This is a genomic window from Nocardia sp. Root136 (assembly GCF_001427185.1).
GTDB classification, from domain to species: Bacteria; Actinomycetota; Actinomycetes; order Mycobacteriales; family Mycobacteriaceae; genus Nocardia; species Nocardia salmonicida.
Map to the genome: position 1 here is coordinate 957,173 of NZ_LMFE01000001.1, position 26,962 is coordinate 984,134.

The window sequence follows — 26,962 nt, forward strand, 5'->3', positions numbered from 1 at the left end:
TATCTGGACCGGCAGTCAACTTATGGAGTTCTGATGCAGGCAATCGTAATGACAGAGACCGGCGCACCCGAGGTCCTGGTCGCGCGTGAGGTCGGCGAACCCCGCCCGGGCAACGGGCAGGTCGTCGTCCGGACGGAGGTGGTGCCGGTGCTGTACCCGGAGACCAAGGTCCGGGCCGGCGCGTTCCCCTTTCCCGCACCACTGCCCGAGGTCTTCGGATTCCAGGCGGCGGGCACTGTGGTCGATCTGGGCGCGGGCGTTGATCGAGGATTGCTCGGCACGCGGGTGGTCGCGTCGACCAGCGGGTTCGGCTCCTATGCCGAACTCGTTGTCGCCGAAGCCGATTCGGTGACGGTGATCCCGGACGGTCTGACCACCGAGCACGCCGCCGCGATCCTGATGTCAGGGTCGGTGGCGCTGGCTCTGATGCAGACCGCGGCGGTCGCCGCAGGCGAGACCGTGCTGATCGAAGCAGCGGCAACCGGCGTCGGCGGCTGTCTTGCCCAGCTGTGCGCCGCCGCGGGCGTGCGCGTCATCGGCACCGCGGGCGGGGAACAGAAAGCCCGCCTCGCCCGCGACAACGGTGCGCACGAAGTGCTCGACCACACCGCGCCCGACTGGGCGGACCAACTGGCCGACCTGCTCGCGGGCGGCACGGTCGACGTCGTATTCGATTCCATCGGGGGCGATTCACTCACCCCACTGCTCGACCGGATCACGCCACTGCGCGGCCGGATTCTCAGCTACGGCTGGCTAGACGGCGCGCCCGCACAGCTGGGCGTCACCGATCTGATCCTGCGTGGTCTGACGCTCACCGGGTGCGCGGGCAGCGCATGGCTCGGCGAAGTCGCCCGGCAGCGGTCGGCGGCGCTCACGGCTACGGCACAGGGACTACTGACACCCGCGGTGCATTCGGTCCTCCCCCTCGCCGGTGCCGCGGACGCGCACCGAATGCTCGAGGACCGGGTCGCATTCGGCACCGTTCTGTTGCGGCCATGACGATCCCGGCGGCTCGGATCACCACCTTCACGTGACCGGATTCCTCGAGTGTCTTGCAACGGCACACAACGATTCGAGATCGACGGTGCGGATTTCGCGGCCGAATTCCTCGAAGCGCAAGGTGCCCGCGATGAGCGCGGCGACATCGTCCGGGACGCCGTCGCCGCGCACACGACCGACCTCAGCGACTCACCGGTGTACCGACGACGACCCGCCGCCATCTGGATCGCGGTCACCGGCCAGGACTGAGCCGGTAGTCCGTGCGGAACGGTTGCCGATCATGGGTCGCCGGCTTCAGGCGACACCGAACGGATTGTCGATGACGTAGCGCCAGAAGCCGTCGGCGTCGCGACGGGCGACATCCGTGGCGGTTCCCGATACGTGGACCGGCTCGCCGTCCGGGCCGGTGCCGTCGATCTCCCAGTCGACGATGAGCAATGCGATATCTCCCGCGACGTACGTGTGGCGCGGGCTGACTCGGATAGGCAGGCCCAGAGCGAGGAACTCGGCATTGGCCGCTCGCAACGCGGGCCCGGTGACCTCGCTGCCCGGTTCCGGCACGAATACGGCGTCGTCGGTGTACACCTCGGCGAGCGAGTCCGAGTCGAAGGTGTTGAAGCGGGCCGCGAACACCGCGGGGTGTTGCCTCGGGTCGACAGTGAGGGCGACAGTGGGGTTGTGACGAGAACTGGTATGGGTCATAGCGACAGCCAACTCGGCCCGCGCGTAGGCAACCAAACGGTGACCGACACGGGCTGGGACGACGAGCTCGTGCCCGACGACCGCGGGCGAACCCGCGCGCCGGAACCGGACTGCCCGGTCGAGGTCACCCTGGCCGCCATCTCCGGCCGCTGGACAACCCTGGTTTTGCGCGAACTCATGAGTGGGCCGCTCTCGTTCGGCGAGTTGCGGGACCGGCTGCCGTCGCTCAGCGCCAAAGTACTGACCGACCGTCTCCGCGATCTCGAAGCACGCGCACTGGTCGAGCGACGGACGCACCGCGGCTTCCCCGTGCGCACGAGTTACGCCCTCACCGATCGCGGCCGGGCGCTGCGGCCACTTCTCCTCGAGCTCTATCGGACCGGCGACACCTTGGCCGCCTTGCGTACGCGAGACTCCTGATCGAACACCATCTATCGAACATACATTCGAACACGTTGTAGACTGTCGCTCATGTCGCTGCCCCTGCAAGGTTCACTGTTCGACGGTGATGCGATTGCCCTGGGTTCGATCGAGGCGATCCGGCGCACCCAGCTCGATGGCACGAGCTGGGTCGATGTGATACCCGGCTGGCTCAGCGGCGCGAGTCAGCTGTTCGATCGGCTGGCCGAGCGGGTGCCATGGCATGCCGAACGCAGGCCGATGTACGACCGGGTGGTCGACGTGCCGCGGCTGGTGTCGTTCTTCGGGGAGAACGACCCGCTGCCCGATCACATTCTGGTCGATGCGCGGGCGGCGCTCTCCACGCACTACGCGGCCGAGCTCGGTGAACCGTTCCTGACGGCCGGGCTGTGCTTCTATCGCGACGGCCGCGACAGCGTCGCCTGGCACGGGGACACGATCGGCCGCGGCGCCACCCACGACACGATGGTCGCGATCGTGTCGGTCGGGGCACCGCGCTCCCTGCTGCTGCGGCCGCGCGGTGGTGGTGCGAGCGTGCGGTTCACGGCGGGACATGGGGACCTGTTGGTGATGGGTGGTGCGTGTCAGCGCGCCTGGGAGCACGCGGTTCCCAAGACCGCGCGCCCCGTCGGACCCCGCATCAGCATCCAGTTCCGCCCGCGCGGCGTCCGGTGAACCCCGAACCCGCGACAGTCGCTACGCGATGGTCGGCAGGCCGCCGTCTCGGGGGTCGGCGAGTGCTCGCGCCGCCACGGTGGGGGCGTAGCTCGCCAACGCGCGGACGAGGTCCCGGATGCCTTCGCGAGTGGATGCCGACAGGCTCGCATGGCGTGCCACATCGAGCTCGTTGACAATCGTCAACTCCGCGAAATCGCGTAGGTCCGTCCCCTCGATCGCCCTCGACTCACCGGTGAACCGGTCGATCACGGTCAACGGTCGCTGCCCGAGGTCTCGGTATGTCCGCTCACGATCGCAGGCGCCGTAGAGATACACCAGCGCCTCCGCATCAGCCCCGATGACGGTGTGCAGACGCCCGCGATCCTCGGCGGGAAGCAGGGCATGCGCGAAACCGTCGGTGCCATATGACGCGTGACAGATCGCAGCCAGCTGGGCGCGTGGCGCGGCGTTCCATTCGACCGTGAGGGCGTGCACCCGATGCAGATGCGCGTGCAACGTCCCGCCGGGATGTTCGATCTGTTCGGTCCCGAGAGTGCGCTGGAATTCGAACGCGCCGCGCACGACCGGGTCGGCGGCCAGCCAGCTGGGGACGCAGGCCGACAGAATGCGGGCCAGTTCCTCTGGGGCTTCCCGCGCCACGAGGTGGCCGACATCTGACACTTCGGTGACGGTGACCCGAGGGTTCGCCGCGCGGAACCGGTCCACATCGGTGGCGCTGAGCGGTGAACGTTCGGCATGCACGAGCAGGATGGGCAGGTCCGACGCCGCGGCCGTCGCCTGCAGTCGCGGCCCCCACGTCAGAGTGTCTTCCACGAGATCGGCCCGGCTATCGCCCAGCCCGAGATCACCGAGCCATGCGCGGACCCGATCCGGATCGGGCCAGGCCACGACATCCACGAGAACCAGGCCGACGACACGTTGCGCGACAGTCGGTTCGGCGAGGGCGGCGATGGCGGCCAGCCCGCCGATCGAGGCTCCCACCACGACGATCGGCGTCGGCTCACGCAGCACCATCGCGATCACGTCGTCGCGCAACGCCCGAAGAGTTGTCGCCTGCCCGGTGCTCTCGCCGTGACCGCGCAGGTCGTAGGCCACCGTCCGTAACCCACCTGCGGCAAGCCGTGCCGAGATCGGCGCCCACACACGGCGATCCTCACCACCCGCGTGGAGCAACAGCACCGTCGGTCCCGCGCCGGTGACAGTGGCCCGCACCGTGACATCGCTCAGGGCGACGCTGACATCGGTGTCCATCGACGCTCCTCATTGAATTCCGGTGCTGAGCGCTGAATCGGACGTCCCCGCATTCGCCCGCAACCATCATCGGCGACACCCGACGAACGGGTCAATCCGCGGTGTCTCATGACCAACCACCGGTCTCAGCCTCCTCATCGCAAGCATCGGATCGACCGAACCCGCCATGAGTTCGTCGGGTACAGCCGAATCGGCGTTCACTCCGCCGCTACCGGCACCGCGACGCCACGCACCGGCGTCGAGCAGCGACGCCCGCGGGGTTCGATCATGTGACAGCGGTTCGTCGCCGTGACGGGGCCAGGGACTATGCCCGGTTGGCGGGTTGTGCGTGACTGAGAGATACGTTGACATGGCGGATTGTCGGTGGCTGGTCGTAGGATTCCGGGCATGGGGAGTTCACTTCTGCCGCACGCGCGGGCGTCGAATGCATCGGCGGGGCCGGTCCTGGCGGCAGGTCAGGTCCCCGAGCCGCCACGAGAACGGGTTCGGCCGGTCGGCGAGGCATCGGCGGCAGGTCGAAACACGGGGGTGCCGTGGCGAGATCGGTAATCGACATTGCCGAAGGCGTTGCTCAGCAACAGGATTCGGTTTCGATACGGCTAGTGGAGGCCGTATCCTGGTAGAAGTCCGCAGTCAGGTGCACAGGGGGTCGTGGTGATCGTCGTTGTCGCGGACGAGAGCGAACTCGAAGGCGCGGAACAGATCGTCGGCGCGGCCCTCCGTGACCAGGCGTTTCGGGCGGGCGGCGTCGCCGTGTTCCGCTGCCATGTGCCGGAGAGCCGGGGCGGGTCGGTCGAGGTCGACGCCTTGGTGTGCACGCCGCAGAGCGTGACCATCGTGGAGGTGAAGGGTTTCACCGCCCGTCAGGAAGGCACTCTCGCCACCCCACCGAACGGGCCGTGGACCATCGACGGCGAGCCCGCCGCGCTCTATCACGCCGTCCGGGTACCGAATCCGTTCGTCCAGGTGCGCCGACAGGTGTTCGCCGCCAAGAGCTTGCTGCAGCAGGCGGGAATCTTCGGCTGGGTGAACGCGGTGATCGCGCTGGTGTCCCAGCCCGGCACCGAGATCACCATCGAGGAAACCAGAATCGCCGACGGGTACCGTGCGGTGCTGATCGATCGTGATGACGTCGGCGCGCTGCACGACCATTTCCAGGCGGAGAGCGGGCGCACCGTCCGGCTCAGCGTCGATGACGTCACCCGGGTGTTCGCCGCATTGAACCTGGGCCACCTGTTGCCGTCGCCCGATGAGCTGATGGCACAGGGTTTTCCGGCCGTTCTCGACCCGGCGACCACGTCCCGACCCGCCGGCCCGACTGCCGTGGAGCTCGGCTCCTCTTCAGGGACAGCAGATTCCGACACCACATCGAATCCGGCTGCGGCGTCGGCCAGTTCGGCACGGGTCACCCAGGCGGCAACACCCGCCTTCCTCGCTGCGATCGACAGGCTCGCCCATCGAGCCCCTACGTCATCTCGCCCCGAGGAGTCCGCGACACCGCTACAGTCCGAGGAAGTGGCGGAATCACCTTCTTCGAGCGAGGAAAGCGTTGCACACGTTGATGATTCGGACAGCGGGGCGGTATCGGCCACCGCGATCGGACGGCCGCCATCCGGGCCCGAAGCCACTGATCAGGTGACGAACGAAGCCTCCTCGTCCGAGAATGCCCCGTCTCCGGACGACGCTCCTGAACGCGAGTCGGCCGAAACGGACACGGCTTCGCACAGCGAAAGCGTCGCACCCACCGCATCTTTCGACGACGACACGACAGACACGGACTCGCCTGCCCCTGACGAAGTGGCCGAGACATCGGACAGAGCGTCCGAAAACGTTGTCTCGCTGACCAAGTCGACCGCTGGAACCGAGTCATCCGCGATCGATGATCCGTTGGCTGGTGACGGCGAACGTGCTGCGAGCGAAAGTTCGGCGTACCGCCACGAACCCACATCGGACGACAGGGAGGATGCCGCTACGAGCACCCCCGGTCCGACGGTCGGCGCGGGTGCGGCGGTCGGTACGGCTGCCGCCCTTGGCGCCGCCGCCGCGGTCGGTTCGGCCGGCTCGACCAGCAGGACCGGTTCCTGGAGCACTCCCTCGCCGTCGCGCGACACCCACGCCGTCGCGCCCGCGTACCGTTCCCCGGAACCGGAAGCACCCCGGGAGAATTCGGAGCACTGGTCGGATTGGGTCGAACACGACCGGGCGACGCGGCGACCGACGCTGTCGGACAGGTGGCGGTCATGGCGTCGGGGGAACGGTTCGTCGCTGATCGACCGGTGGCACAATCGCCCCGTTCGGGAGCGGAGTCGGCCGAGGCGAGGACTGCGGGTCGGGCCCGGTGTCGCGTTGCTGCTGTTCATCGCCCTGTTCGGGGCCGGGTTCTTCGCGATCACGGCGGTACAGGCGAGCCGATTCGAGATGTCGGACTACGACCGGATGTGCGGCCAGGACAAGAAACCGTTCCCGAACGCCGCGCCCTATCAGCGCGACGGCGCACGACCGATCTACCTGTCCGGTGAACTCACGGCCATGGTCCACCCGGACGATCCGACCGCGTGGAACCCGGACGACCCGTCGACCGTGCAGCTCATCGCCTGCATGAAGCAGCTGGAACTGCGCGACCTCGTCCAGACCTGCCAGTACGATCCCTCCCCCGGTGCACCGATAGGGCGCACCGTCAACCTCTTCCGCGCCACCTACGAGATCGCCGTCTACGAACTCCACACCGGACGCGAGGTGGCCAAGGCGACCATGCTCGGCGAACGCTATTCCGCCAACCCGTCCAACACCGACCCGGACCGCTGCCGAGCCGCCGCCGACGCCCCCGACTATCTCGGCCGCCGCCTCGGCCAACCCTCGGCGGCCCAGCTCACCGGCTTCCTCGCCCCGTTGGTCCACGCCGACCGCTGAACCCCTTGACCTCGAGCGCACTCGAGGTAGCAAGATCACTTCGTGCCCAGCGCACACCCGACACCGCGCCTACCCAGCGTCGGTCGCGCCTCCGCCGGTTCCCTCGTACACCCACCGGCGGAGGCCGTCGGGGTCCTCGGTGATGCGTGAGTTCGATTGCGGCAGTGGCAAGCTGGCGGGGTGGAACAGCCGAATATCGCGCAAGGACAACAGCCCTGGCCGGCGCCGGGGCCGGGCGATCAGTGGCGACCGCCCCGCGGTCGTCGCAAGCGACCGGGCTATCGGGAGCAGCAGGCGCGCACTGCGCGCTTGCTCGGTGGCAGACGAAAATGGTTGCTGCTCGCACTGGCCGCCCTCGTGCCGATCAGTGCGGTCGGCTTGATGGCCTGGGGTCTGCTCTCGCCGCGATCGGATACGGAGCGAACCGGCGATTGCGGGTACTACACCGATCCGGGGCGACGTGGCTGGGACTTCCATCGACGGGCATGTACCGACCCCGACGCGGTGTTGATCATCACCAGCACATGGAGTACGCAGAAATGCGCGACGGGAGACCTGGACTTCTCCCGGGATCGCCGAAAGAACACCAGCAGCCCCAGGAAGTACCTGTGCACTCATCTCAATGCGAAAGTCGGTGAGTGTGTCAACGATCCGGGCAACGTCAATTTCTACCTGGTTCGGCTACGCAAAATTCCCTGTGGCGCAGGGGCATTCGAGGTCGACACCCGCGTCGATGCCGATGATGCCAAGGTCTGCGACGCCTCGCGGAAGCGGTTTCGCGAGACGAAGCCGGTGACGCATACCGCGCCCGCGGTCTCGTTCTGCCTGCACAAGATCTGACCCGGCGGATCGGCGGTGCCGCCCCCGAACAGCAGAACAGCCGCACGTCCGAGTCGGACGTGCGGCTGTCTGGAACGGTTCACGCCGAAATGGTGATTTCCCATTCGTGGATCGTCAGGTCCGAGGCGCCGGTGGTGTGCAGCGGATCGGAGTGCACCAGTGCTGTTGCGGCAGCATGGTTTTCGGCCAAGACAACGTAGGCACCGCCGGTGCCGTCGGTGAAGCCGCCGCTTTCCTGGAGTCGACCCGCGGCGAGCAGCTCCTGCAGGAAGGTGCGGTGCGGTTCGATCACCGAGGCGTCGAACTTCGGGGTGCGCTCGGCCATCACGAGGTACTTGCGCGCCACGGTCAGGACTCCGCCTCGCCGCGGGCGGCCTTCGTGGCGGCCGTGGCCGCGGCGGCGGCGCGAACCTGGGGCGCCACCTGCACGACCTGGCCGAGCACGCCGTTCACGAACGACGGGGAGTCGTCGGTGGACAGTTCCTTGGCCAGCTCGACAGCCTCGTCGACCGCGACGACCGGGGGGACGTCGGTGGCGTGGAACAGTTCCCACACCGCGATCCGCAGGATGGCCCGGTCGACGGCGGGCAGCCGCTGCAGGGTCCAGTCCTGGAGGTAGCCCTCGATGGTGCCGTCGACCCGGTCCAGGTCGTCGGCGACGCCCTCGACGAGGGTGGTGGTGTAGGCGTGCACGGGGGCCACGCTCTGGTCGCGGGTCGCGAGGTCAGCGCGATCCGAGAGCAGCACGGAGACGTCGACATCGCGCGCCTCCGCCTCGAACAGCAGGTCCACGGCCCGGCGGCGTGCCTTGTGGCGCGCGCCGAGCTTCTTGAACGAGCCCTTCTTGTCTGCCGGGGAGTCGGTCACGATCAGCCGTTGACGCGGCCGAGGTAGCTGCCGTCGCGCGAGTCGATTTTCAGCTTGTCACCGGTGTTGATGAACAACGGGACGGCCACCTCGGCGCCGGTTTCCAGGGTGGCGGGCTTGGTGCCGCCGGTGGAGCGGTCGCCCTGCAGACCGATATCGGTGTGCTGCACGACCAGCTCGATGGTGACGGGGAGCTCCACGAACAGCGGCGCCTCCTCGTGCACGGCGACCTGCACGCCCATGTTCTCCAGCAGGAAGCGGGCACCGTCACCGATGGTGGCCTCCGGGATGGAGATCTGGTCGTAGGTGTCACCGTCCATGAAGATGTAGTCGGTGCCGTCGTGGTACAGGTAGGTCATGTCGCGACGGTCGACGGTCGCGGTCTCGACCTTGACACCCGCGTTGAAGGTCTTGTCGACAACCTTGCCGGACACGACGTTCTTCAGCTTGGTCCGCACGAACGCGGGGCCTTTGCCCGGCTTCACGTGCTGGAATTCGATGATCTGCTGGAGCTGACCGTCGATCTTCAGCACAAGGCCGTTCTTGAAGTCGCTGGTGTCCGCCACTGTCCTCGGATCTCCTCGTTCGTAATACTGCGTACTGGGGGTTACTGCGTTCTGCGCGCCGATGTCACTCGACGACGATCAAGTCCTTGCTGGTGCGGGTGAGCAGTTCCGGGCCCGCTTCGCGCACCACGAGCGTGTCCTCGATCCGGACCCCGCCGCGGCCGGGAAGGTATACACCAGGTTCGACGGTCACCGCCACACCAGCCAGAAGTGTACCGGTACTCGTTTTCGCCACTCCGGGTGCTTCATGGATCTGCAGCCCTACCCCGTGACCGAGACCGTGCACGAACTGCGGGCCGTACCCCGCTTCTTCGATGATCGTGCGGGCCGCGGCGTCGACCTCGCTGGTCTGCGCGCCGGGGGTGAGCGCCTCGGTTCCCGCGCGTTGCGAGCGGGCGACCAGTTCGTAGATGTCACGCTGCCAGTCGGCGGGGGTGCCGAGGATCAGGGTGCGGGTCATGTCGGAGTGGTAGCCGTTGACCACCGCGCCGAAATCGAACTTCACGAAGTCGCCCACGGCAAGGACCGCGCCGGTCGGACGATGATGCGGGATCGCCGAATTGGCGCCGGCGGCGACGATCGTCTCGAAGGAGATCGCCTCGGCCCCGTGCTCGAACATCGCCCATTCGAGGTCGCGGGCAACCTGGCGTTCGGTACGGCCCGCACGCAGCAGGCCGCGCTCGAGCAGGGTGGCCAGGCCCGCGTCGGCGGCCGCGCACGCCGCGCTCAGTTGATCCACCTCGTAGGGGTCCTTGACCATGCGCAACTGTTCGACCAGGCCCGCGGTGGGAACGAGCTGCAATCCGGTGCGCAGTTCCTGGAACGCGGAATGCTGATCGACGGTCACCACATGACTTTCGAAGCCGACCCGGCCCAACTGCCATTCCCCCGACAGTTCGAGGATGCGGCGCGCGGTGGCCCGGCAGATCTCGGCCTGTAGGTCGGGAACCTGTTCGGCGACCTGGGCGGAGTAGCGGCCGTCGGTGCCGATGACGGTGCGGTCCTCGGCACCGCGCATATCCCACGAGTGCACCAGGACAACGGCATTGGATCCGGTGAAGCCGGTCAGGTAGCGGATGTTGACCAGATCGGTCACCAGCAACGCGTCCACACCGTTTTCCACGAGCAGGCTCCGCAGGGCACCGCGCCGGGCCGCGTAATCGGGAGCCGTGTAGTCAGCACACATGGGTCAACGCTACCGCCCGACGGGCGACCTGTCGGCACGTGATGCTCCGTATTCCGTGTCGACGGGCGACTGGATACGGCTTTGTTCACATGCGCCGAAGTTGTCCACATTCTCAGGGAGGACCCGCTTTCGGCGGTCGCGGCGCAGCACGATCGATCCATGACCACTGCCGCGTTCTGTTGCCTCATCGCCTGGTGTCTGCTGCTGGGCGTCATCGATGTTCATGCCCGTCGTCTTCCCAACGCGCTGACCGGCGTCGGCGCGGCCGCGGTGTTCCTGTTCGCCGCGTCGACCGGGGAATTGGGGACCGCGGTGATCGGTGCCGCGCTGTTGACGATGCCGTACCTGGTTACCCACCTGCTCTCCCCTGCCGCTCTCGGGGCCGGTGATGTGAAGCTCGCGGTGGCGCTCGGGGCCGCCGCGGCGATCGCCGGGCCACCCGCCTGGGCGTGGGCCGCCGTGACCGCACCGCTGCTCACCGCCGCGGCCGCGGTGGTAATGCTCGGCGGCGATCGGCTGCGAGTGGTACTGGCACGTGATTCACGCGAGGTGCGTGCTGCGCCCTCTCGACGATTGGTTCCGCACGGACCGGCCATGTGCCTGGCCACGGTGACCGCGATGGTGTTGGCATGACCGGTGGTGCGACGCGCCGGGACGATCTCGCTGACGGCGTTGTGTCGGCGGCCCGGAGCAGGCCGGTTCGGCCGGATCAGGGCGGCGGCCGCCACCGCGCGGCCCGCCGCGGCGCCGACGTGCCGCTCGTCACGTCGGCCCGCATTCCCTCCCACACGTGTCGACATGGGAAGATGGTGGGCGTGTTGCGCTGGATAACTGCCGGAGAATCCCATGGTCCCGCTCTCGTCGCCCTCCTGGAAGGGATGGTCGCCGGAGTCGAGGTGACATCGGACGATGTCTCCGCACAGCTCGCCCGCCGCCGGCTCGGTTACGGGCGCGGCGCCCGGATGAAGTTCGAGGCCGACAAGGTCACCCTGGTCGGTGGCGTGCGCCACGGCCGCACCATGGGTGGTCCGATCGCGATCGAGATCGCCAACTCCGAGTGGCCCAAGTGGACCGAAGTGATGTCGGCCGATCCGATCGACGAGACCGAGCTCGCGGGAATGGCGCGCAACGCGCCGCTGACTCGCCCTCGCCCCGGCCACGCCGATTACTCCGGAATGCTCAAGTACGGCTTCGACGACGCCCGCCCGGTGCTCGAGCGGGCCAGCGCCCGGGAGACCGCGGCCCGTGTCGCCGCCGGAACCCTCGCGCGCAACTTCCTGCGTCAGGCCTTCGGTGTCGAGGTCATCTCGCATGTGGTGTCGATCGGCGCCGCGGCCAACACCACCGGTGTCACGCCGGGTCCGACCGATCTCGACGCGATCGATGCCAGCCCCGTGCGCGCGTTCGACGCCGAGGCCGAGGCCGCCATGATCGCCGAGATCGAAGCGGCCAAGAAAGACGGTGACACCCTCGGTGGTGTCGTCGAGGTGATCGTGGACGGGCTGCCCATCGGGCTCGGCTCGTTCGTCAGCGGCGAGCAGCGCCTCGATTCGCGCCTGGCCGCCGCCCTCATGGGCATCCAGGCGATCAAGGGTGTCGAGGTGGGCGACGGGTTCGAGACCGCGCGCCGACGCGGCAGCCTGGCCCACGACGAGATGCGTCCCGGCCCCGACGGTGTGCTGCGCTCGACCAACCGTGCGGGTGGGCTCGAAGGCGGCATGACCAACGGCGAAGCACTGCGGGTACGTGCCGCGATGAAGCCGATCTCGACCGTGCCGCGGGCGCTGTCGACGGTCGACATGTCCAGCGGTGAAGAAGCCGTCGCCATCCATCAGCGCTCCGATGTGTGCGCGGTGCCCGCGGCGGCCGTCGTCGCGGAATCGATGGTGGCACTGGTGCTCGCGCAGGCGGCGCTGGAGAAGTTCGGCGGCGACTCGCTGACCGAGACCGTCGACAACATCAACAGTTACGTCAAGCGGATCGGCAGCCGCCCACACGTGCCCGCGGACAGCCGTATCCCGTGACCGAGCAGGGTCAGGAGGGGACCGCGCCGAAGAGCGCCGCGGGCCCCTCACCGGCGAGCGTCGAGCCCGGTGCTCCTGACACCGACGCCGACGACCGGATCGCACCGTCGGCGCGGGTGGTGCTGGTCGGGCTGCCCGGCTCGGGGAAGTCGACGATCGGGCGCAAGCTGGCCAGGGAACTCGGGGTGGCGCTCTACGACACCGACGCGGGGATCGAGGACGATACCGGGCGCACCATTCCCGATATCTTCGCCACCGACGGTGAGGTGGAGTTCCGCCGGATCGAGGAAGAGGTGGTGCGCCGCGCCGTGCTCTCCCACGACGGCGTGGTCTCTCTCGGTGGCGGTTCGGTGCTGTCCGAGCGGACCAGGGACCTTTTGCGTGATGCGACGGTGGTCTACCTGGAAATCAGTGTGTCCGAAGGGGTTCGGCGCACCGGCGCCAGCAACACCCGCCCGCTGCTCAACGGGGTCGACCCGGCCGCCAAGTACCGGGATCTGATGCGCGAGCGTCGTCCGCTCTACCGCCAGATCGCCACCGTGCGCGTGCGCACCGACGGGCGAAGCCCGGGTCGGGTGGTGCGGATGATCCTGGCCAAGCTCGGCCTGGAATCGGTGCGCGCCGATCTCGACGCCGCGCGCTCGACCACCGGAAATGTCACCGCGGCTTCGGGTTCGGTCACCAGCAGACCCGGCGCCGGGAGCAACCGGTCCAAGAACCGGCGACGTGCCAGGGCACGCGCGGCCGCCGCGCGCCGAGGCGGCGCCGAGCAGTCGGGCGTGACGGCCACCGAGCGTCGTGGCGTCGCCGACGACCGGAACCGTTCGGCGCCGACACCATCGGCGGTCGATGGCGCGGCGGTCGACGAGACCAGTGGTGCGGCTCGCACCGCTGGTGCGGCGCAGAACGAGTCGCGCACGGCGGGCAGTCGACGGTCCCGGCGTACCAGGTCGCGCCGAGGAGGCACCCGTATCCGGCCGGCGACCAGCGCTGCCGCCCGCGAGACGGACAACTCGTCAGCTGCGGTGTCCGAGAACCCGGAAAGCCGTACGAGCAACGCCGAGAACCAGCCGGGCAACCGGGAGGCCGCCGGGGGTCGTGCGGGCAACCGCAATGCCCCAGGCAGTCGGGCGAGCGGACGCACTGCGGTCGCAGGCGCGAAGACGAGCAGTCGCGGCGTCGGCCGAGGCAGACGCACAGCCAGCCGCGACGCCGGCGCCCCGGGGCGGGTAGGTCACCGTGGTGGCGAGCCCGCGCAACCCTCGGGCTCGGCGACGTCGGACCCGACGAAGGAACCCCGGACCGGGGCGTCGCAGCAGGTTCAGCGGGCCGGGCAACCCGGTGAAGCGGATCGCGGCACCGGTACGAACGAACGCAGGCGACGCGGGCAACCGCGGCGGCGTAGCGGGCGACGTAATAACAATGACCAGAAAGAATCGGAGCAGCGCACGTGACAGAGCCGTCCATCATTGAGGTTCGCACCGCCGACCCGTACCCGGTGATCATCGGCCGGGGGCTGCTCGGCGATCTCGTCGCAGCGGTCAACGCGGGCAATGCCGTGCGGACCGTGGCGATCTTCCATCAGCCGCCGCTGGCCGAGACCGCCGAGGCGGTGCGTAAAGCACTGGCCGACACCGGGATCGACGCGCATCGCATCGAGATCCCCGACGCCGAGGACGGCAAGGAACTGGCCGTGGCCGGGTTCTGCTGGGAGGTGCTCGGCCGGATCGGGCTGACCCGCAACGACGCCATCGTGAGTCTCGGTGGCGGCGCCGCGACTGACCTGGCCGGCTTCGTCGCCGCCACCTGGATGCGCGGGGTGCGCATCGTGCACGTGCCGACCACGCTGCTGGCAATGGTCGACGCGGCGGTCGGCGGCAAGACCGGCATCAACACCGAGGCGGGCAAGAACCTCGTCGGCAGCTTCCACGAACCCAGCGCCGTGCTGGTCGACCTCGTGACGCTGGAAACGGTGCCGCGCAACGAGATCGTGGCGGGCATGGCCGAGATCATCAAGGCCGGTTTCATCGCCGACCCGGTGATCCTCGACCTCATCGAAGCCGACCCCGAGGCCGCCCTCGACCCCACCGGCGACGTGCTGCCCGAACTGATCCGCCGCGCCATCCAGGTCAAGGCCGATGTGGTCGCCGCCGATCTCAAGGAATCGAGCCTGCGCGAGATCCTGAACTACGGCCACACTCTCGGCCATGCCGTGGAACGCCGCGAGCGCTACCGCTGGCGTCACGGCGCCGCGGTCTCCGTCGGCCTGGTGTTCGCCGCCGAACTCGGCCGCCTGGCCGGGCGTCTCGACGACGCCACCGCCGACCGGCACCGCACCATCCTGGAAAGCGTCGGCCTGCCTGTCACCTACGACGGCGACGCGCTCCCCCATCTGATGGACGCCATGCAAACCGACAAGAAGACCCGTTCCGGGGTCCTGCGTTTCGTGGTCCTGGACGGTCTGGCCAAGCCCGGCCGCCTCGAAGGCCCCGACCCGTCTCTACTGGCCGCCGCTTACTCGGCCATCGCGCGCGACACCACCCCGGGCACGTCCCCGATCATGCTCTGAGATCCGAATCGCCGACCTGTACGCACCCAGTAGGAGCGCGTACAGGTTCGGCGCGGGGTCCGTTGCCGGAGAAGGCGATTCAGCTCGTGGTAGCGAACGCTGGTTCTGTTGCGGGAGTAGCGGATTCGCTCGAACGTCGCGACCGGATGTGACCGAAGGCGACACCCACCATCGCGGGCAGGAAGATCAGCAGCAGGATGAACGATGCCGCGGAGGTCAGCTCGTAGAGCAGGCCGGCGTCGCCGAGTTCGATTCCGGGCACCTGATCGAGGACCCAGCACACTGCCGAGCTGGCCAGTCCCGCGCCGAAACCAGCGGCCAACCAGCGAACGGTGAGGCTGTCGGCGCCCGCATGGGCGTCGCGCAAGCCCCAGACGACGACCACCGCGATGATCGCCACCAGGCAGAGCGCGCGCCAGAAGATGCCGTAGGTGGGCCAGGAGGCCATGGCGAGGCCGAGGAGGACGCGCAAGGCGACGACCAGCGCGCCGAGGACGGTGGCTCGTAACACCCAAGCGGTCATGGACAACACCTTAGCGAGATAAAACTAGAACCGGTATCAATTTCGCGGATCGGGCGACAATCTGTTCCGACAGCGCGGGCCTATTCGACGGCAGCGGCCATCGCGGCGCGCGGCGCGGGCTGTCCGGTGAACAGCTCGACCTGGCCGTAAGCCTGATTCAGCAACATCTGTAGCCCGCTGACCACCGTGTGCCCGGCGGCCTCGACCGCCGTTGCCAGCGGGGTCGGCCACGGGTTGTAGATGGCGTCGAGCACCACCGGCGCCGCGGCGACGGCCGAGGCGATTACCGCGGCGGCCTCGGCGGGCACCGTACTGACCACCGCACCGGCCGACGCGCACGCCGCACGCACCTGCTCCGCGTCGAGCGGCACGACCGTGGCGCGCATTCCGAGCCGATCGGCCAATTCCAGCGCGCTACGCGCCCGTCCGGCATCGCGGGCGATCACCGTGACCGTCTTCGCCCCGAGTTCGGACAGCGCCAGCAATGCGGGCCTGGCTGTTCCACCGGCACCCAGCACGACGGCCTCGTCGAGCGAGGAGACACCGCCGCCGCGCAGCGCGCCGAGGACGCCGTCGACATCGGTACAGTCCGCCCGCCATCCGCCCTCGGTGCGCACGAGAGTGTTGGCCGAGCCGACCAGCACCGCGCGTTCGGTGCGCTCGACGGCCACCGCCAGCGCCGCCTCCTTGCCGGGCATGGTCACCGACAGCCCGACCCATTCCGGCCCGAGCCCGTCGACGAGCCCGGGCAACTGCTCGGCCGAGCACTCGATGCGTTCATAGCTCCAGGGCAATCCGAGCGCGCGATAGGCCGCCAGATGCAGTTGTGGCGAACGTGAATGCTCGATCGGCTTGCCGAGCACCGCCGCCTTGCGCGCCTCAGCCACCGTAGGGCCGTGAGCTGTCGAGGATGCCGCTGCGCTGCGCCTGCGTGACCAGACGCAGATGCTCCGAGTAGGAGTCGGTGAACTTGGTCGTGCCCTGTTTGTCGACGGTGACGAAGTACAACCACGCACCCGGCTCCGGGTTCTCCATGGCACGCAACGCGCCCACCGACGGCGCGGCGATCGGCGTCTTCGGCAGACCCTCCATCGCGTAGGTGTTCCAGGGCGTCTCCGCGGCCCGGTCGGCGTCGGTGGTGGCCACCTCGGTGGTGTCGAGCGCGTAGTTCACGGTGGAGTCGAACTGCAGCATCTGACCGACCCGCAGCCGGTTCACGATCACCCGTGCCACCTTGCCCATGTCCTGGGGTTTCGCCTCCCGTTCGACCAGTGAGGCGGCGACGAGTGTTTCGTACGGCGACAGCTTCGTGTCGGCACCCGACTGGAGCAGTCCGGTGGCCTCGTAGCTCTTCACACTCGCGGTCACCATCTGCCGCAGGATCTGTTCCGGTGTCCCGCTCGGATCGAAATCCCAGGTCCCGGCGGCGATGAGGCCTTCCAGCTGCCTGGTTCTATCGGGGGTATCCCTGACCGCTTGCATGGCCCATGCGGGCACGCCGAGTGCGTTCGGGTCCATACTCGCGCCCGCGGCGTCGAGCTGTTCGTAGGTGACGCACTTGCGCTCGGGGCCGACGCAGCTGGCCTCCGCGATCTTGCGGTAGATGCCGTCGTATCGACCACCGGTGGTCGCGTCGTGCTTGTCGTGCAGCAGCCGCCCCTCGGAGATCGTCACATTGCCCACCCGGGATTTCCCGCCGACCAACGCGGTGACAGCGTCGGCGGCCGGGCTCTTCGCGCCGATCGCGTAGAAACCGGGCTGGACGCTGTTCATGGCCGAATTCCGTACGGCCGCTTCGTAGAAGGCTTCGGAGCTGGCGACCACGCCCTTGCCGTGCATCTCGTCGGCGATCTGCGTCGCGGTGTCACCGGAGTGCACCTGGACCACCACGGGCGCACCGGGCGGACCGGCGAAATCCTCGGCCGGGCTGAGGCTGCCCATCAGTTTGTATCCGGCGAAACCCGCCGCCGAGACGACCAGAACGACGAATACCGCGGCCACGGCCCATAAATTGCGACGGCGTCGCTTACGCTCAGCCGCCTTGCGTGAGGCGATCCGCGACCGCTTGCCGCGTCCCGACGGGCGAGCGCGGCCGCGTTCGGGCGCTGCCGCGCGACCGGACTGCGCCGCGCGCTGCCCGACTCGGCGCGGCGGGGGCGCCGGTTCGGGCTCGGGCTCGGGTTCGGGCTCGTCGTAGATCTCGTCCTCGTAGCGCGGGATGACATCGGTGCCCGCTTCGTCGTCCCACCCGGCAGGTCCGGCCTGCTGCGGCTCGTCGTCGCGCGCCGCACGGGCGTCCAGACCCCAATCGTCGCGTCGGGGATAGCGTCGGTCAGCTTCCCGTGCTCGGTAGCGTTCCTCGGCCCTGGTCCATCGGTCGGTCATGCATCGTCTCCGACCCTCGCCGTATCTGCTGCGTCCTTCAACACCGAACTCCGCTCGTCCAACCATCCTTGCAGAATCGACACGGCTGCCGCCTGATCGATCATCTGCCGCTGGCCACGTGCGCGAACTCCACTGTCGCGCAGCGCACGTGCAGCAGACACCGTAGTCAAACGTTCGTCGGAAAGGCGTATCGGAATCGGGTCGATCACCCGGCGCAACTGCTTGGCAAACTTACGCGCGATGGCAGCCGCGGTGCCGTTTTCGCCGCGCAGGGTGCGTGGCAGGCCGATGACCACCTCCACCGCTTCGTATTCCCGCACAATGTCGGCAATTCTCGCGATGTCGGCGGGTGGACCGCCGGTGCGCCCACCGGACTTGGCGCGGGCGACGGTCTCGACGGGGGTGGCGAGGATGCCATCGGGGTCGCTCGAGGCGACACCGATGCGCACGCTACCGACGTCGATCGCGATCCGACGGCCCCGACCCGGGTCGGTGCCCGGGTCAGGGCGGTCGGCGGATTCCTCGCTGGACGAACCAGGGGTCGTCATCAGCCGGCGAGTTCGGCCACCCGGGCACGGACCGCGGTCAAACCGGTCGGGATACCCGACGGATCCGAGCCCGCGCCCTGTGCCATCTCCGGCTTGCCACCGCCACGCCCGGCGATGCTCGGTCCGAAGGCCGCGACCAGATCGCCCGACTTGAAGCCGAGATCCTGGGCCGCCTTGTTCACGGTCACCACGAACGGCGCCTTGCCCTCGACATTGCCGAGCAGCACCACGACGGCGGCCTCGCTGCCGAGCCGGCCACGGATATCGGTGGCCAGGGTGCGCAGGTCACCGGCCGACACGCCCTCGGGCGCCGCGGCGGCCACCAGACGCACCGCACCGACCCGCTCGGCCTGTTCGGCGAACGTGCCCGCCGAGGACAGCACCGCGGCGATCTTGGTGCGTTCCAGTTCCTTCTCGGCCACCTTGAGCCGCTCCACGAGTTGCTCCACGCGACCGGGCACCTCGTCGGAGGGCACCTTCAGCGAGGAGGCGACACCGGCCAGCAGCGCACGCTCCTTGGCCAGGTACTTGTAGGAGTCCAGGCCGACGAAGGCCTCCACTCGGCGTACACCGGAGCCGACCGAGGACTCACCCAGCAGGGTGATCGGGCCGATCTGCGAGGAGTGCTCCACGTGGGTGCCACCGCACAGCTCCATGGAGAACGGACCGCCGATCTCCACGACGCGCACCTCGTCGCCGTAGTTCTCGCCGAACAGCGCCATCGCGCCCATTTCCTTGGCCTTGGGCAGATCGGTGACGAAGGTGTTCACCGGGAAGTCCGAGCCGACAGCGTCGTTGGAGACGGCCTCGATATCGGCCTTCTGCTGCTCCGACAGCGCGCCCTGCCAGTTGAAGTCGAAACGCAGGTAGCCGGGCTTGTTCAGCGAACCCGCCTGCACGGCGTTGGGGCCGAGGATCTGACGCAGGGCGGCGTGCACCATGTGCGTGCCGGAGTGACCCTGGGTGGCGCCGCGACGCCAGGCCGGATCCGCTTGGGCGAGAACGACATCGCCCTCGGTGATCTGACCCGCCTCGACGGTGGCCTTGTGGACCCAGACCTTCTTGGCGATCTTCTGCACATCGTTGACCTGTAGCTTCAGGCCCGAGGCGGTGATGGTGCCACGGTCGGCGATCTGACCGCCGGACTCGGCGTACATCGGACTGCGATCGAGGATGACCTCGATGTCCTGGCCGACCGTAGCTACGGGGACCCGCACACCGTCGGCGATCAGGGCCAGCACGTTGGCCTCGGAGGTCAGCTCGTCGAAACCGGTGAACTCGGTGGCGCCGCGGTCGACCAGTTCCTTGTAGACGGTGAGGTCGGCGTGGGCATGCTTGCGGGCCTGCGCGTCGTCCTTGGCGCGCTTGCGCTGCTCGGCCATGAGCGAGCGGAAACCGTCCTCGTCGACGGAAAGGCCTGCCTCAGCGGCCATTTCGAGGGTGAGGTCGATCGGGAAGCCGTAGGTGTCGTGCAGGGCGAACGCGTCGGAACCGGTGATCTGCTTGCCGCCCTTGGACTTCACCGCGGTGGCGGCGTTGTCGAACAGGGTCTCGCCGGTGTTGAGGGTCTTGAGGAACGCCAGCTCCTCGCCGACCGACACGGTCTCGATCCGCGAGAAGTCGGTGCCCAGTTCGGGATAGGACGGCGACATCAGGTCGGTGACGACCTTGATCAGCTCGGCCATCACCGGCTTCTCGGCGCCGAGCAGGCGCGCCGAACGCACGATGCGGCGCAGCAGCCGGCGCAGCACGTAGCCGCGACCGTCGTTGCCGGGGTTCACGCCGTCGGCGATGAGCATCGCGGCGGTGCGGGCGTGGTCGGCGATCACGCGGAAGCGCACGTCGTCGGTGTGGTCGACGCCGTAGGAGCGGCCGGTGAGTTCCTCGGCCTTGTCGATGATCGGGCGCATCAGGTCGGTCTCGTAGACGTTGTCCACGCCCTGGAGCAGGAACGCGACGCGCTCGACGCCCATGCCGGTGTCGATGTTCTGCTTGGGCAGCGGGCCGAGGATCTCGAAGTTGTCCTTGGAGATGCCCGCACCGCGCTCGTTCTGCATGAACACGAGATTCCAGATCTCGATGTAGCGGTCCTCGTCGGCCTCGGGGCCGCCCTCGACGCCGTATTCGGGGCCGCGGTCGTAGTAGATCTCCGAACACGGGCCACACGGGCCCGGGATGCCCATCGACCAGTAGTTGTCGGCCATGCCGCGGCGCTGGATGCGGTCGGCGGGCACGCCCATCTCGAGCCACATCCGCTCGGCCTCGTCGTCGTCGAGGTAGACGGTGACCCAGAGACGCTCGGGATCGAAGCCGTAGCCGCCGTTCTCGACGGTGTCGGTGAGCAGCGTCCAGGCGAGGGTGATGGCCTGGCTCTTGAAGTAGTCGCCGAAGCTGAAATTGCCCGCCATCTGGAAGAACGTGTTGTGGCGAGTGGTGATGCCGACGTTCTCGATGTCGAGGGTACGCACGCACTTCTGCACGCTGGTCGCGGTAGCCCACGGCGGGGTCTGCTGACCCAGGAAATACGGAACGAACTGGACCATGCCTGCGTTGACGAACAACAGGTTGGGGTCGGCCAGGATCAGCGAAGCACTGGGGACCTCGGTGTGTCCGGCACGGACGAAATGGTCCAGGAACCGTCGTCGAATCTCGTGGGTCTGCACAAATACCCAGACTACCGGTGCGGTGCGCGTGGTTTTTCATCGACCGGGGTGGTCCACGCCACGCAGGTAGGGCTATTTTCCGCGGATGATGCGGCGCAGCTTCTCCAGGCGCGGGGCGATCGTGCGTTCGTTGCCGTGGTCGGTGGGCAGGTAGTAGTCGGTGCCGACCAGTTCGTCGGGCGGATACTGCTGGGTGACGACGCCCTCGCGGTACTTGTGCGGGAACTTGTAGCCCTGAGCGTTGCCGAGCAGGGCGGCGCCCGCGTAGTGGCCGTCGCGCAGGTAGGGCGGAACCGCACCGGCCTTGCCGCGGGAGACATCGGCCATCGCCGTACCGATGGCCGTGGTCACCGCGCCGGATTTGGGGGCGGTGGCGAGGTGGATGGTGGCCTGCGCCAGGGCGAGTTTGCATTCGGGCAGGCCGACCTGTTGGACGACCTGCGCGGCGGCGGTGGCGGTCTGCAGGGCCATCGGGTCGGCCATGCCGATGTCTTCGCTGGCGTGGATCATCAGCCGGCGCGCGATGAATCGAGGATCTTCGCCCGCGGCGAGCATGCGCGCCAGGTAGTGCACGGCCGCGTCGACATCGGAACCGCGAATGGACTTGATGAAGGCGCTGATCACGTCGTAGTGCTGGTCGCCCGCCCGGTCGTAGCGGACGGCGGCCTTGTCGACGGTGGCCTCGACGGTCTCCAACTCGACGGCGCCGTCGGTCGCGGACTCCGCCGACGCCTCCAGGGCGGTGAGCGCGCGGCGGGCATCGCCACCCGCGATCCGGACGATGTGTTCGATCGCCTCGTCGCTGACGGTGTAGGCGTCGGCGAGACCGCGCGGGTCGGTGATCGCACGGGCCAGGACCGCGCGGATGTCGTCGGGGGTGAGCGGTTGCAGTTGCAGGACGAGCGAGCGCGAGAGCAGCGGAGAGACGACGGAGAACGAGGGGTTCTCGGTGGTCGCGCCGACCAGCAGCACGACCCGGTTCTCGACGGCGGCCAGCAACGCGTCCTGCTGGGTCTTGGAGAAGCGGTGGATCTCGTCGATGAACAGCACGGTCTGCTCGCCCGCGGCGAGTCGGCGCCGGGCGAGGTCGATCACCGCCCGTACCTCCTTGACGCCGGCCGAGAGCGCCGACAGCGCTTCGAACCGTCGACCGGTGGCCTGCGAGAGCAGCGAGGCCAAGGTGGTCTTGCCGGTACCGGGCGGGCCGTAGAGCAGCACCGACGCCGCACCCGACCCTTCGACGAGCCTGCGCAGCGGGGAGCCGGGGCCCAGCAGATGCGCCTGACCGATCACCTCGTCCAGGTTCGCGGGGCGCATGCGGACGGCGAGCGGAGCGCCCGAGTCGCGACGGAACACCGCATCGGCGCCGGGTTCGGCGGACGCGTGTTCGCCGGGCACGTCGAAAAGGCTGTCGCTCACGGTGTGCAGGGTACCGAGGCCCTCGGACATGTTCTGCGAAGCTCACCCACCGCACTCGCCCCTGCCCCGGAATCCGTCCAGAATCCGCCGCAAAGATGGACAGTTGACCAACAATGCTCGCGCGGACTTGCGCGGAACCGATCCGTGGGCTGTGATCGCTGATCGTGGTCGAAAACAACAGCGCCGTAGCCTCCCAGCCGGTCGGGTTCGCCCGCCGCACCTTGTTCGCCGGTTCCACGGCGGTGGCGGCGGTCGCGGTATTGGGCACCGTCGCGCCCGCGCAGGCCGCGGGCGGCGTCTTCCGGCACGGTGTGGCATCCGGTGATCCGCTGCCGGGCGCGGTCATCCTGTGGACCAGGGTCACCGTCGCCGAGGACGCCACCCCCGGTTCCGGCATCGGCGACGCGACGCCGGTGCGCTGGGAAATCTCCATCGACGCCGATTTCGGCACGCTCGCCGCGTCCGGCATCGTCACCACCTCCGCCGATACCGACCACACCGTCAAGGTCGACGCGACGGGCCTCACTCCCGGTCAGGACTACTTCTACCGCTTCACCTCCGGCGGCGAGACCTCCCCGGTCGGTCGCACCAGGACAGCGCCCGCACCGGACAGCGAGGTCGACCGTCTGCGCCTCGGCTTGGTCTCGTGCGCCAACTGGGAAGCGGGCTGGTTCGGCTCCTACCGGCACCTGGCCGCGCGCACCGATCTCGACGCGATCGTGCACCTCGGCGACTACATCTACGAGTACGGCCGCGGGAAGTACACCGGCCGCAACGGCGCGGTCCGCGCGCACGACCCGGCGAACGAGATCGTCACCCTCACCGACTACCGCACCCGCCACGGCCAGTACAAGACCGATCCCGATCTGATGGCCCTGCATGCCACGGTGCCGTTCATCTGCACCTGGGATGACCACGAGTCGGCCGACAACTCCTGGCGCGACGGTGCGGAGAACCACGACCCGGCCACCGAAGGCCCCTGGGGTGATCGTAAGGCCGCCTCTGCCCGTGCCTACCTGGAATGGATGCCGGTGCGCGCGACTCGCGCCGACGGCCAGGTGCAGATCTACCGCCGCTTGCGTTTCGGCACGCTGGCGGAGTTGTCGATGCTGGATCTGCGCAGCTACCGCGACGAGGAGGCCGGGCCGGGCGCGGGGTGGCGCCACGCCGACGACCCCTCCCGCACGATCACCGGCCGCGCCCAAATGGAGTGGCTCACCGCCGGACTCGCCTCCTCGCCCACCCACTGGAAGCTCATCGGCAACTCGGTGATGGTCGCGCCGCTGCTGTTCCCGCCGCTGGAGGCGGCCACGACCCAGGCGATCACCGAGGCGCTCGGCCTCCCGCAGGGCGGCATCACCGTCAACGGCGACCAGTGGGACGGCTACACCGCCGACCGCGACACTCTGTTCCGAACGATCGTCGACAACGAGGTGAGCGACGTCGTGTTCCTGACCGGTGACATCCACACCTCCTGGGCCGCCGACCTGCCCTTGAACGCCGCGAACTACCCGGGCGGGCCGACGGTCGGCGCGGAGTTCGTGATCCCGTCGGTCACCTCCTCCAGCGTCGGCGATCTGCTGAAGATGCCCGCCCGCACCGCGTCGGTACCGGCGGAAGAGGCCATCAAAGCGGCCAACCACCACCTGCGCTACACCGAACTCGACTCACACGGCTTCGGCGTGCTCGAGGTCACCGCGACGCAGACGCAGATGGACTGGTTCTATGTCGTCGACGTCACCGATCCCGCCACCGGCGTGCGGCACGGCGCGTCGTTCGCCGTCGCGACGGGCGGACGGGTCGAACCGCGGTCGACTCCGGTGCACTGAGCGGGGTTCGTCGCGACGCTGCGGAAATCGGCGCAGAATTCTTCGGACAGGGTTGTCGATTGTGCCCGTGCTCGCTCGTCGAGTGAGTACGGCCACCCGACGAGCGGGCAGCCCCCACCCGAAGGAGCACATCATGAGCCAGTACCTGGTCCTGATCTACGGCGACGAAGCCACCTACGCCGCGTACTCCCCCGCCGAGTTCGACGACATGCTCGCCGCCCATCGCACCTTCCAGCAGATCGCCGGTGATGCCAACCTCGGCGGGCAGGCATTGCAGCCCACCGCGACCGCCACCACGATCCGCCACGATGCGGGCGGCGAGGTCGTCATCACCGACGGCCCGTTCGCCGAGGCGAAGGAAGCACTCGGCGGCTACTACCTGCTCGAGGCGCCGGACCTGGACGCCGCGATCGCCATCGCCGCACAGGTGCCTGCCCCCACCGGTGGCGTCGAGGTGCGCCCGATCCAGGTCTACCCGCAGTCGTGATCACAGCGGCGGCCGCGGCCGTCGAACAGGCGCACCGTCGCGAGTGGGCTTTCGTGCTCGCCGCGACGGTGCGGTCGGTCCGCGATTTCGACCTCGCCGAGGAATGCGTGCAGGACGCCTACGCGACGGCCCTGACTGCCTGGGCGAGCGACGGTGTCCCGGCCCGACCCGGCGCCTGGCTGACGACGGTCGCGCGGCGTCGCGGCCTCGACCTGCTGCGCCGCGACAGCACCTTCCGGCGCGCGCTGCCCCGGCTCGTCGTCGACGAATCGGTGGACGATACCGCCGACCTCGCGCTGGCCGATCTGGACGACCCGGCGATCCCCGACGACCGGCTGCGGCTGATCAGCACCTGCTGCCACCCCGCGCTCGCGCCGCAGGCGCAGGTCGCCCTGACACTGCGGCTGGTCTGCGGCGTCACCACCGCCGAGGTGGCTCGCGCGTTCCTGGTGAGCGAGGCGACCATGGCCGCGCGGATCACCCGCGCCAAGAAGAAGATCGCGGTAGCGGCGATCCCGTATCGAGTGCCCTCGGTGCGCGAGCTGCCGCAGCGGCTCGATTCCATCTGCGCGGTGATCCACCTGCTGTTCACCACCGGCCACACCTCGCCCGCGGGCGAGGTGCTGGTCCGTACCGATCTCGTCGACCGGTCGCTGCAGTTGGCCAGGATGATGCACGCGCTCGTCCCCGACGACCCGTCGGTGACCGGGCTGCTCGCGCTGATCCTGCTCACCGACGCGCGCCGGGCAGCGCGCGTCGACGACGAGGGCACGCTGTGCACGCTCGAACACCAGGACCGCGACCGCTGGGACAGAGCGGCCATCGCCGAGGGCATCGCGCTGGTGAAACACGCGCTGCCACATACCGACCGGTATACCCTGCAGGCCGCGATCGCCGCCGTGCACGACGAAGCGCCGACCTGGGCCGATACCGACTGGCGAGAGATCATCGGCCTGTACCGGTTGTTGCTGCGCGATGCGCCGTCGCCGGTCACCCTGCTCAATCACGCCATCGCGGTCGGCCTGGCCGGCGATCCGGCCCAGGCGCTGGCGCTACTGCATCCGCTCGGCGCGGAACCGGCGCTGGCGACCTACGGCTATCTCGACGCCGCCCGCGCCGCCTTCCTCACCGATCTCGGACGCACCGGCGAAGCGATCGCCGCCTACGAGTCGGCGCTACTGCTCACCGACAATGCGGTCGAACGTGCCCATCTGCGCGGCAAACTGGCCGCGCTGACCCGCTGAGTACTACTGCGTGATCAGGCGCCCTCGGCTGCCAGCTCGCGCTTCCATTCACGGAAGCCCTCCTCGGTGCGGCCGCGCCGCCAGTATCCCGAGATCGAGAGCCATTTCGGCGCGATGTCGCGTTCCTTGCGCAGGTAAGGGCGCAGCTGACGCATCACGGACTCGGCCTCGCCGTGCACGAACGCCTGCACCTGACCCGGCAACCACTCAGCCGCACGCACCGCCGCCACCAGCGGCGAATGCGCCCCGGCCAGGTCGTCGGTGATCCGGTCCGAGGACACACCGCGATGCACCCAGTGCAGGCGCAGATCAGCGGGAGAAACGAGGGGGATCTCGTCCTCGGTGCCGCCCACCTCGACGAACACGAGCGCGGGCGCGCCGACCGGCAGTGCTTCGAGGGCCGCCGCGACAGCGGGCAGCGCCGATTCGTCGCCGGCGAGCAGGTACCAGTCGGCCGCCGGGTCGGGTGCGAACGCGCCGCCCGGTCCGTTCAACCAGAACCGCGCGCCCGGCTCCACCGAGCGCGCCCACGGCCCCGCGACCCCCTCGTCACCGTGCACCACGAAGTCGATGCTGATCTCGCGCAGCTCGGGATCGAAGGATCGCACCGTGTAGGTGCGCAGCACGGGCTGGCTCTCCGGGCCGAGCGTCGCGCGCACCGTGTCGAGATCGAACGGCTCGGGATATTCGACGCCGGGCGCCGGGAAGATCAACTTCACATAGGCGTCGGTGAACGCGTTAGGGGTGAATCCGTCCGACACGGTGCCGACCACGCGCACCAGGTGCGGGGTCAACCACTGCTTGCGGACGACTGTGACGGTGACCGGTATCGGCACGGCTGCTCCCAACTCC

The 26,962-nt window shown here is 68.8% G+C and carries 25 protein-coding genes and 1 pseudogene; 13 read left to right on the top strand and 13 right to left on the bottom strand.

Annotated elements, in window-relative coordinates; all coding sequences use genetic code 11:
* Nucleotides 1-33: 33 nt before the first annotated feature.
* On the top strand, nt 34-999 hold the full coding sequence (locus tag ASD42_RS04630) for a quinone oxidoreductase family protein (RefSeq protein WP_056810592.1): 966 nt from the start codon (nt 34-36) through the stop codon (nt 997-999).
* Between the two features lie 48 nt (nt 1,000-1,047).
* Entirely contained in the window at nt 1,048-1,248 is a 201-nt protein-coding gene (locus ASD42_RS04635) for a hypothetical protein (protein ID WP_056810594.1), read from the top strand.
* Between the two features lie 45 nt (nt 1,249-1,293).
* Here the strand turns inward: ASD42_RS04635 and ASD42_RS04640 are convergent, their stop codons facing one another.
* Entirely contained in the window at nt 1,294-1,701 is a 408-nt protein-coding gene (locus ASD42_RS04640) for a YybH family protein (RefSeq protein ID WP_056810597.1), read from the bottom strand.
* Nucleotides 1,702-1,740: 39 nt separating this feature from the next.
* On the opposite strand from ASD42_RS04640, the gene ASD42_RS04645 reads away from it, so the two are divergent.
* Entirely contained in the window at nt 1,741-2,121 is a 381-nt protein-coding gene (locus ASD42_RS04645; protein WP_235569307.1) for a winged helix-turn-helix transcriptional regulator, read from the top strand.
* A gap of 51 nt (nt 2,122-2,172) precedes the next feature.
* Nucleotides 2,173-2,796 carry an alpha-ketoglutarate-dependent dioxygenase AlkB gene (locus ASD42_RS04650; RefSeq protein WP_056810603.1) on the top strand — a complete coding sequence of 208 codons (624 nt, stop codon included), beginning with the start codon at nt 2,173-2,175 and terminating at the stop codon, nt 2,794-2,796.
* Nucleotides 2,797-2,817: 21 nt separating this feature from the next.
* Here ASD42_RS04650 and ASD42_RS04655 read toward each other — a convergent pair whose 3' ends face one another.
* Nucleotides 2,818-4,050, bottom strand: a complete 1,233-nt coding sequence (locus ASD42_RS04655; RefSeq protein WP_056810606.1) for an alpha/beta fold hydrolase — start codon at nt 4,048-4,050, stop codon at nt 2,818-2,820.
* 651 nt (nt 4,051-4,701) lie between these two features.
* Here ASD42_RS04655 and ASD42_RS04660 point away from each other — a divergent pair.
* Nucleotides 4,702-6,960, top strand: a complete 2,259-nt coding sequence (locus ASD42_RS04660; protein ID WP_084787004.1) for a nuclease-related domain-containing protein — start codon at nt 4,702-4,704, stop codon at nt 6,958-6,960.
* Nucleotides 6,961-7,140: 180 nt separating this feature from the next.
* Nucleotides 7,141-7,800, top strand: coding sequence for a hypothetical protein (locus tag ASD42_RS04665; protein ID WP_056810611.1), 660 nt, complete (start codon nt 7,141-7,143; stop codon nt 7,798-7,800).
* 79 nt (nt 7,801-7,879) lie between these two features.
* On the opposite strand, the gene ASD42_RS04670 is transcribed toward ASD42_RS04665, so the two are convergent.
* The 4 genes from ASD42_RS04670 to ASD42_RS04685 form a co-directional block, all read right to left on the bottom strand.
* Entirely contained in the window at nt 7,880-8,146 is a 267-nt protein-coding gene (locus ASD42_RS04670; protein ID WP_056810614.1) for a YciI family protein, read from the bottom strand.
* Between the two features lie 2 nt (nt 8,147-8,148).
* Nucleotides 8,149-8,667, bottom strand: coding sequence for a transcription antitermination factor NusB (nusB, locus tag ASD42_RS04675; RefSeq protein ID WP_056810618.1), 519 nt, complete (start codon nt 8,665-8,667; stop codon nt 8,149-8,151).
* 2 nt (nt 8,668-8,669) lie between these two features.
* Nucleotides 8,670-9,233, bottom strand: a complete 564-nt coding sequence (gene efp, locus ASD42_RS04680; RefSeq protein WP_056810621.1) for an elongation factor P — start codon at nt 9,231-9,233, stop codon at nt 8,670-8,672.
* Nucleotides 9,234-9,297: 64 nt separating this feature from the next.
* Nucleotides 9,298-10,419, bottom strand: coding sequence for a M24 family metallopeptidase (locus ASD42_RS04685; protein WP_056810624.1), 1,122 nt, complete (start codon nt 10,417-10,419; stop codon nt 9,298-9,300).
* Nucleotides 10,420-10,578: 159 nt separating this feature from the next.
* Here ASD42_RS04685 and ASD42_RS04690 point away from each other — a divergent pair, with 159 nt between their 5' ends.
* The 4 genes and pseudogenes from ASD42_RS04690 to aroB all read left to right on the top strand — a co-directional run bounded on the left by ASD42_RS04690 (nt 10,579) and on the right by aroB (nt 15,012).
* Nucleotides 10,579-11,052 (top strand): prepilin peptidase, encoded by a 474-nt coding sequence (locus ASD42_RS04690; RefSeq protein ID WP_056810627.1) that lies wholly within the window; start codon nt 10,579-10,581, stop codon nt 11,050-11,052.
* A 182-nt stretch (nt 11,053-11,234) separates the two neighbouring features.
* Nucleotides 11,235-12,443: a chorismate synthase gene (aroC, locus tag ASD42_RS04695; protein ID WP_056815419.1), complete on the top strand. Its 1,209-nt coding sequence runs from the start codon at nt 11,235-11,237 to the stop codon at nt 12,441-12,443.
* A gap of 98 nt (nt 12,444-12,541) precedes the next feature.
* Nucleotides 12,542-13,051: pseudogene (locus ASD42_RS35115) on the top strand (shikimate kinase); the annotation flags it as partial.
* An 842-nt stretch (nt 13,052-13,893) separates the two neighbouring features.
* Entirely contained in the window at nt 13,894-15,012 is a 1,119-nt protein-coding gene (aroB, locus tag ASD42_RS04705; protein ID WP_056810633.1) for a 3-dehydroquinate synthase, read from the top strand.
* A 79-nt stretch (nt 15,013-15,091) separates the two neighbouring features.
* Here aroB and ASD42_RS04710 read toward each other — a convergent pair whose 3' ends face one another.
* The 6 genes from ASD42_RS04710 to ASD42_RS04735 form a co-directional block, all read right to left on the bottom strand.
* Nucleotides 15,092-15,535 (bottom strand): B-4DMT family transporter, encoded by a 444-nt coding sequence (locus tag ASD42_RS04710; protein ID WP_063893564.1) that lies wholly within the window; start codon nt 15,533-15,535, stop codon nt 15,092-15,094.
* Nucleotides 15,536-15,615: 80 nt separating this feature from the next.
* The gene (locus ASD42_RS04715; RefSeq protein WP_056810638.1) at nt 15,616-16,422 is read right to left on the bottom strand and encodes a shikimate dehydrogenase; all 807 of its coding nucleotides are present in this window, start codon (nt 16,420-16,422) and stop codon (nt 15,616-15,618) included.
* A complete protein-coding gene (gene mltG, locus ASD42_RS04720; protein ID WP_056810641.1) occupies nt 16,415-17,920 on the bottom strand; it encodes an endolytic transglycosylase MltG in 1,506 nt (501 codons plus the stop codon). Before mltG ends, ASD42_RS04715 begins: the two co-directional genes overlap by 8 nt.
* The gene (ruvX, locus tag ASD42_RS04725; protein WP_056810643.1) at nt 17,917-18,468 is read right to left on the bottom strand and encodes a Holliday junction resolvase RuvX; all 552 of its coding nucleotides are present in this window, start codon (nt 18,466-18,468) and stop codon (nt 17,917-17,919) included. Before ruvX ends, mltG begins: the two co-directional genes overlap by 4 nt.
* Nucleotides 18,468-21,131 carry an alanine--tRNA ligase gene (gene alaS, locus ASD42_RS04730; protein WP_056810646.1) on the bottom strand — a complete coding sequence of 888 codons (2,664 nt, stop codon included), beginning with the start codon at nt 21,129-21,131 and terminating at the stop codon, nt 18,468-18,470. Before alaS ends, ruvX begins: the two co-directional genes overlap by 1 nt.
* Nucleotides 21,132-21,203: 72 nt before the next feature.
* Nucleotides 21,204-22,550 carry a replication-associated recombination protein A gene (locus tag ASD42_RS04735; protein ID WP_056815422.1) on the bottom strand — a complete coding sequence of 449 codons (1,347 nt, stop codon included), beginning with the start codon at nt 22,548-22,550 and terminating at the stop codon, nt 21,204-21,206.
* A gap of 164 nt (nt 22,551-22,714) precedes the next feature.
* Between ASD42_RS04735 and ASD42_RS04740 the strand changes: the two genes are divergently transcribed.
* The 3 genes from ASD42_RS04740 to ASD42_RS04750 all read left to right on the top strand — a co-directional run bounded on the left by ASD42_RS04740 (nt 22,715) and on the right by ASD42_RS04750 (nt 26,110).
* Complete coding sequence (locus ASD42_RS04740) at nt 22,715-24,379, top strand: alkaline phosphatase D family protein (RefSeq protein WP_056810650.1); 1,665 nt, start codon at nt 22,715-22,717, stop codon at nt 24,377-24,379.
* Nucleotides 24,380-24,512: 133 nt separating this feature from the next.
* A complete protein-coding gene (locus ASD42_RS04745) occupies nt 24,513-24,866 on the top strand; it encodes a YciI family protein (protein WP_056810653.1) in 354 nt (117 codons plus the stop codon).
* On the top strand, nt 24,863-26,110 hold the full coding sequence (locus ASD42_RS04750; RefSeq protein ID WP_056810656.1) for an RNA polymerase sigma factor: 1,248 nt from the start codon (nt 24,863-24,865) through the stop codon (nt 26,108-26,110). Before ASD42_RS04745 ends, ASD42_RS04750 begins: the two co-directional genes overlap by 4 nt.
* A 14-nt stretch (nt 26,111-26,124) precedes the next feature.
* Here the strand turns inward: ASD42_RS04750 and ASD42_RS04755 are convergent, their stop codons facing one another.
* Nucleotides 26,125-26,946 (bottom strand): siderophore-interacting protein, encoded by an 822-nt coding sequence (locus ASD42_RS04755; RefSeq protein WP_056810660.1) that lies wholly within the window; start codon nt 26,944-26,946, stop codon nt 26,125-26,127.
* Nucleotides 26,947-26,962: the final 16 nt, after the last annotated feature.

Coding starts and splice junctions, on each gene's coding strand:
- ASD42_RS04710 (WP_063893564.1), bottom strand. CDS start 15,535: ATGACCGCTTGGGTGTTACGAGCCACCGTCCTCGGCGCGCTGGTCGTC.
- ASD42_RS04655 (WP_056810606.1), bottom strand. CDS start 4,050: ATGGACACCGATGTCAGCGTCGCCCTGAGCGATGTCACGGTGCGGGCC.
- ASD42_RS04690 (WP_056810627.1), top strand. CDS start 10,579: ATGACCACTGCCGCGTTCTGTTGCCTCATCGCCTGGTGTCTGCTGCTG.
- ASD42_RS04630 (WP_056810592.1), top strand. CDS start 34: ATGCAGGCAATCGTAATGACAGAGACCGGCGCACCCGAGGTCCTGGTC.
- ASD42_RS04685 (WP_056810624.1), bottom strand. CDS start 10,419: ATGTGTGCTGACTACACGGCTCCCGATTACGCGGCCCGGCGCGGTGCC.
- ruvX (WP_056810643.1), bottom strand. CDS start 18,468: ATGACGACCCCTGGTTCGTCCAGCGAGGAATCCGCCGACCGCCCTGAC.
- ASD42_RS04745 (WP_056810653.1), top strand. CDS start 24,513: ATGAGCCAGTACCTGGTCCTGATCTACGGCGACGAAGCCACCTACGCC.
- ASD42_RS04640 (WP_056810597.1), bottom strand. CDS start 1,701: ATGACCCATACCAGTTCTCGTCACAACCCCACTGTCGCCCTCACTGTC.
- ASD42_RS04650 (WP_056810603.1), top strand. CDS start 2,173: ATGTCGCTGCCCCTGCAAGGTTCACTGTTCGACGGTGATGCGATTGCC.
- mltG (WP_056810641.1), bottom strand. CDS start 17,920: ATGACCGACCGATGGACCAGGGCCGAGGAACGCTACCGAGCACGGGAA.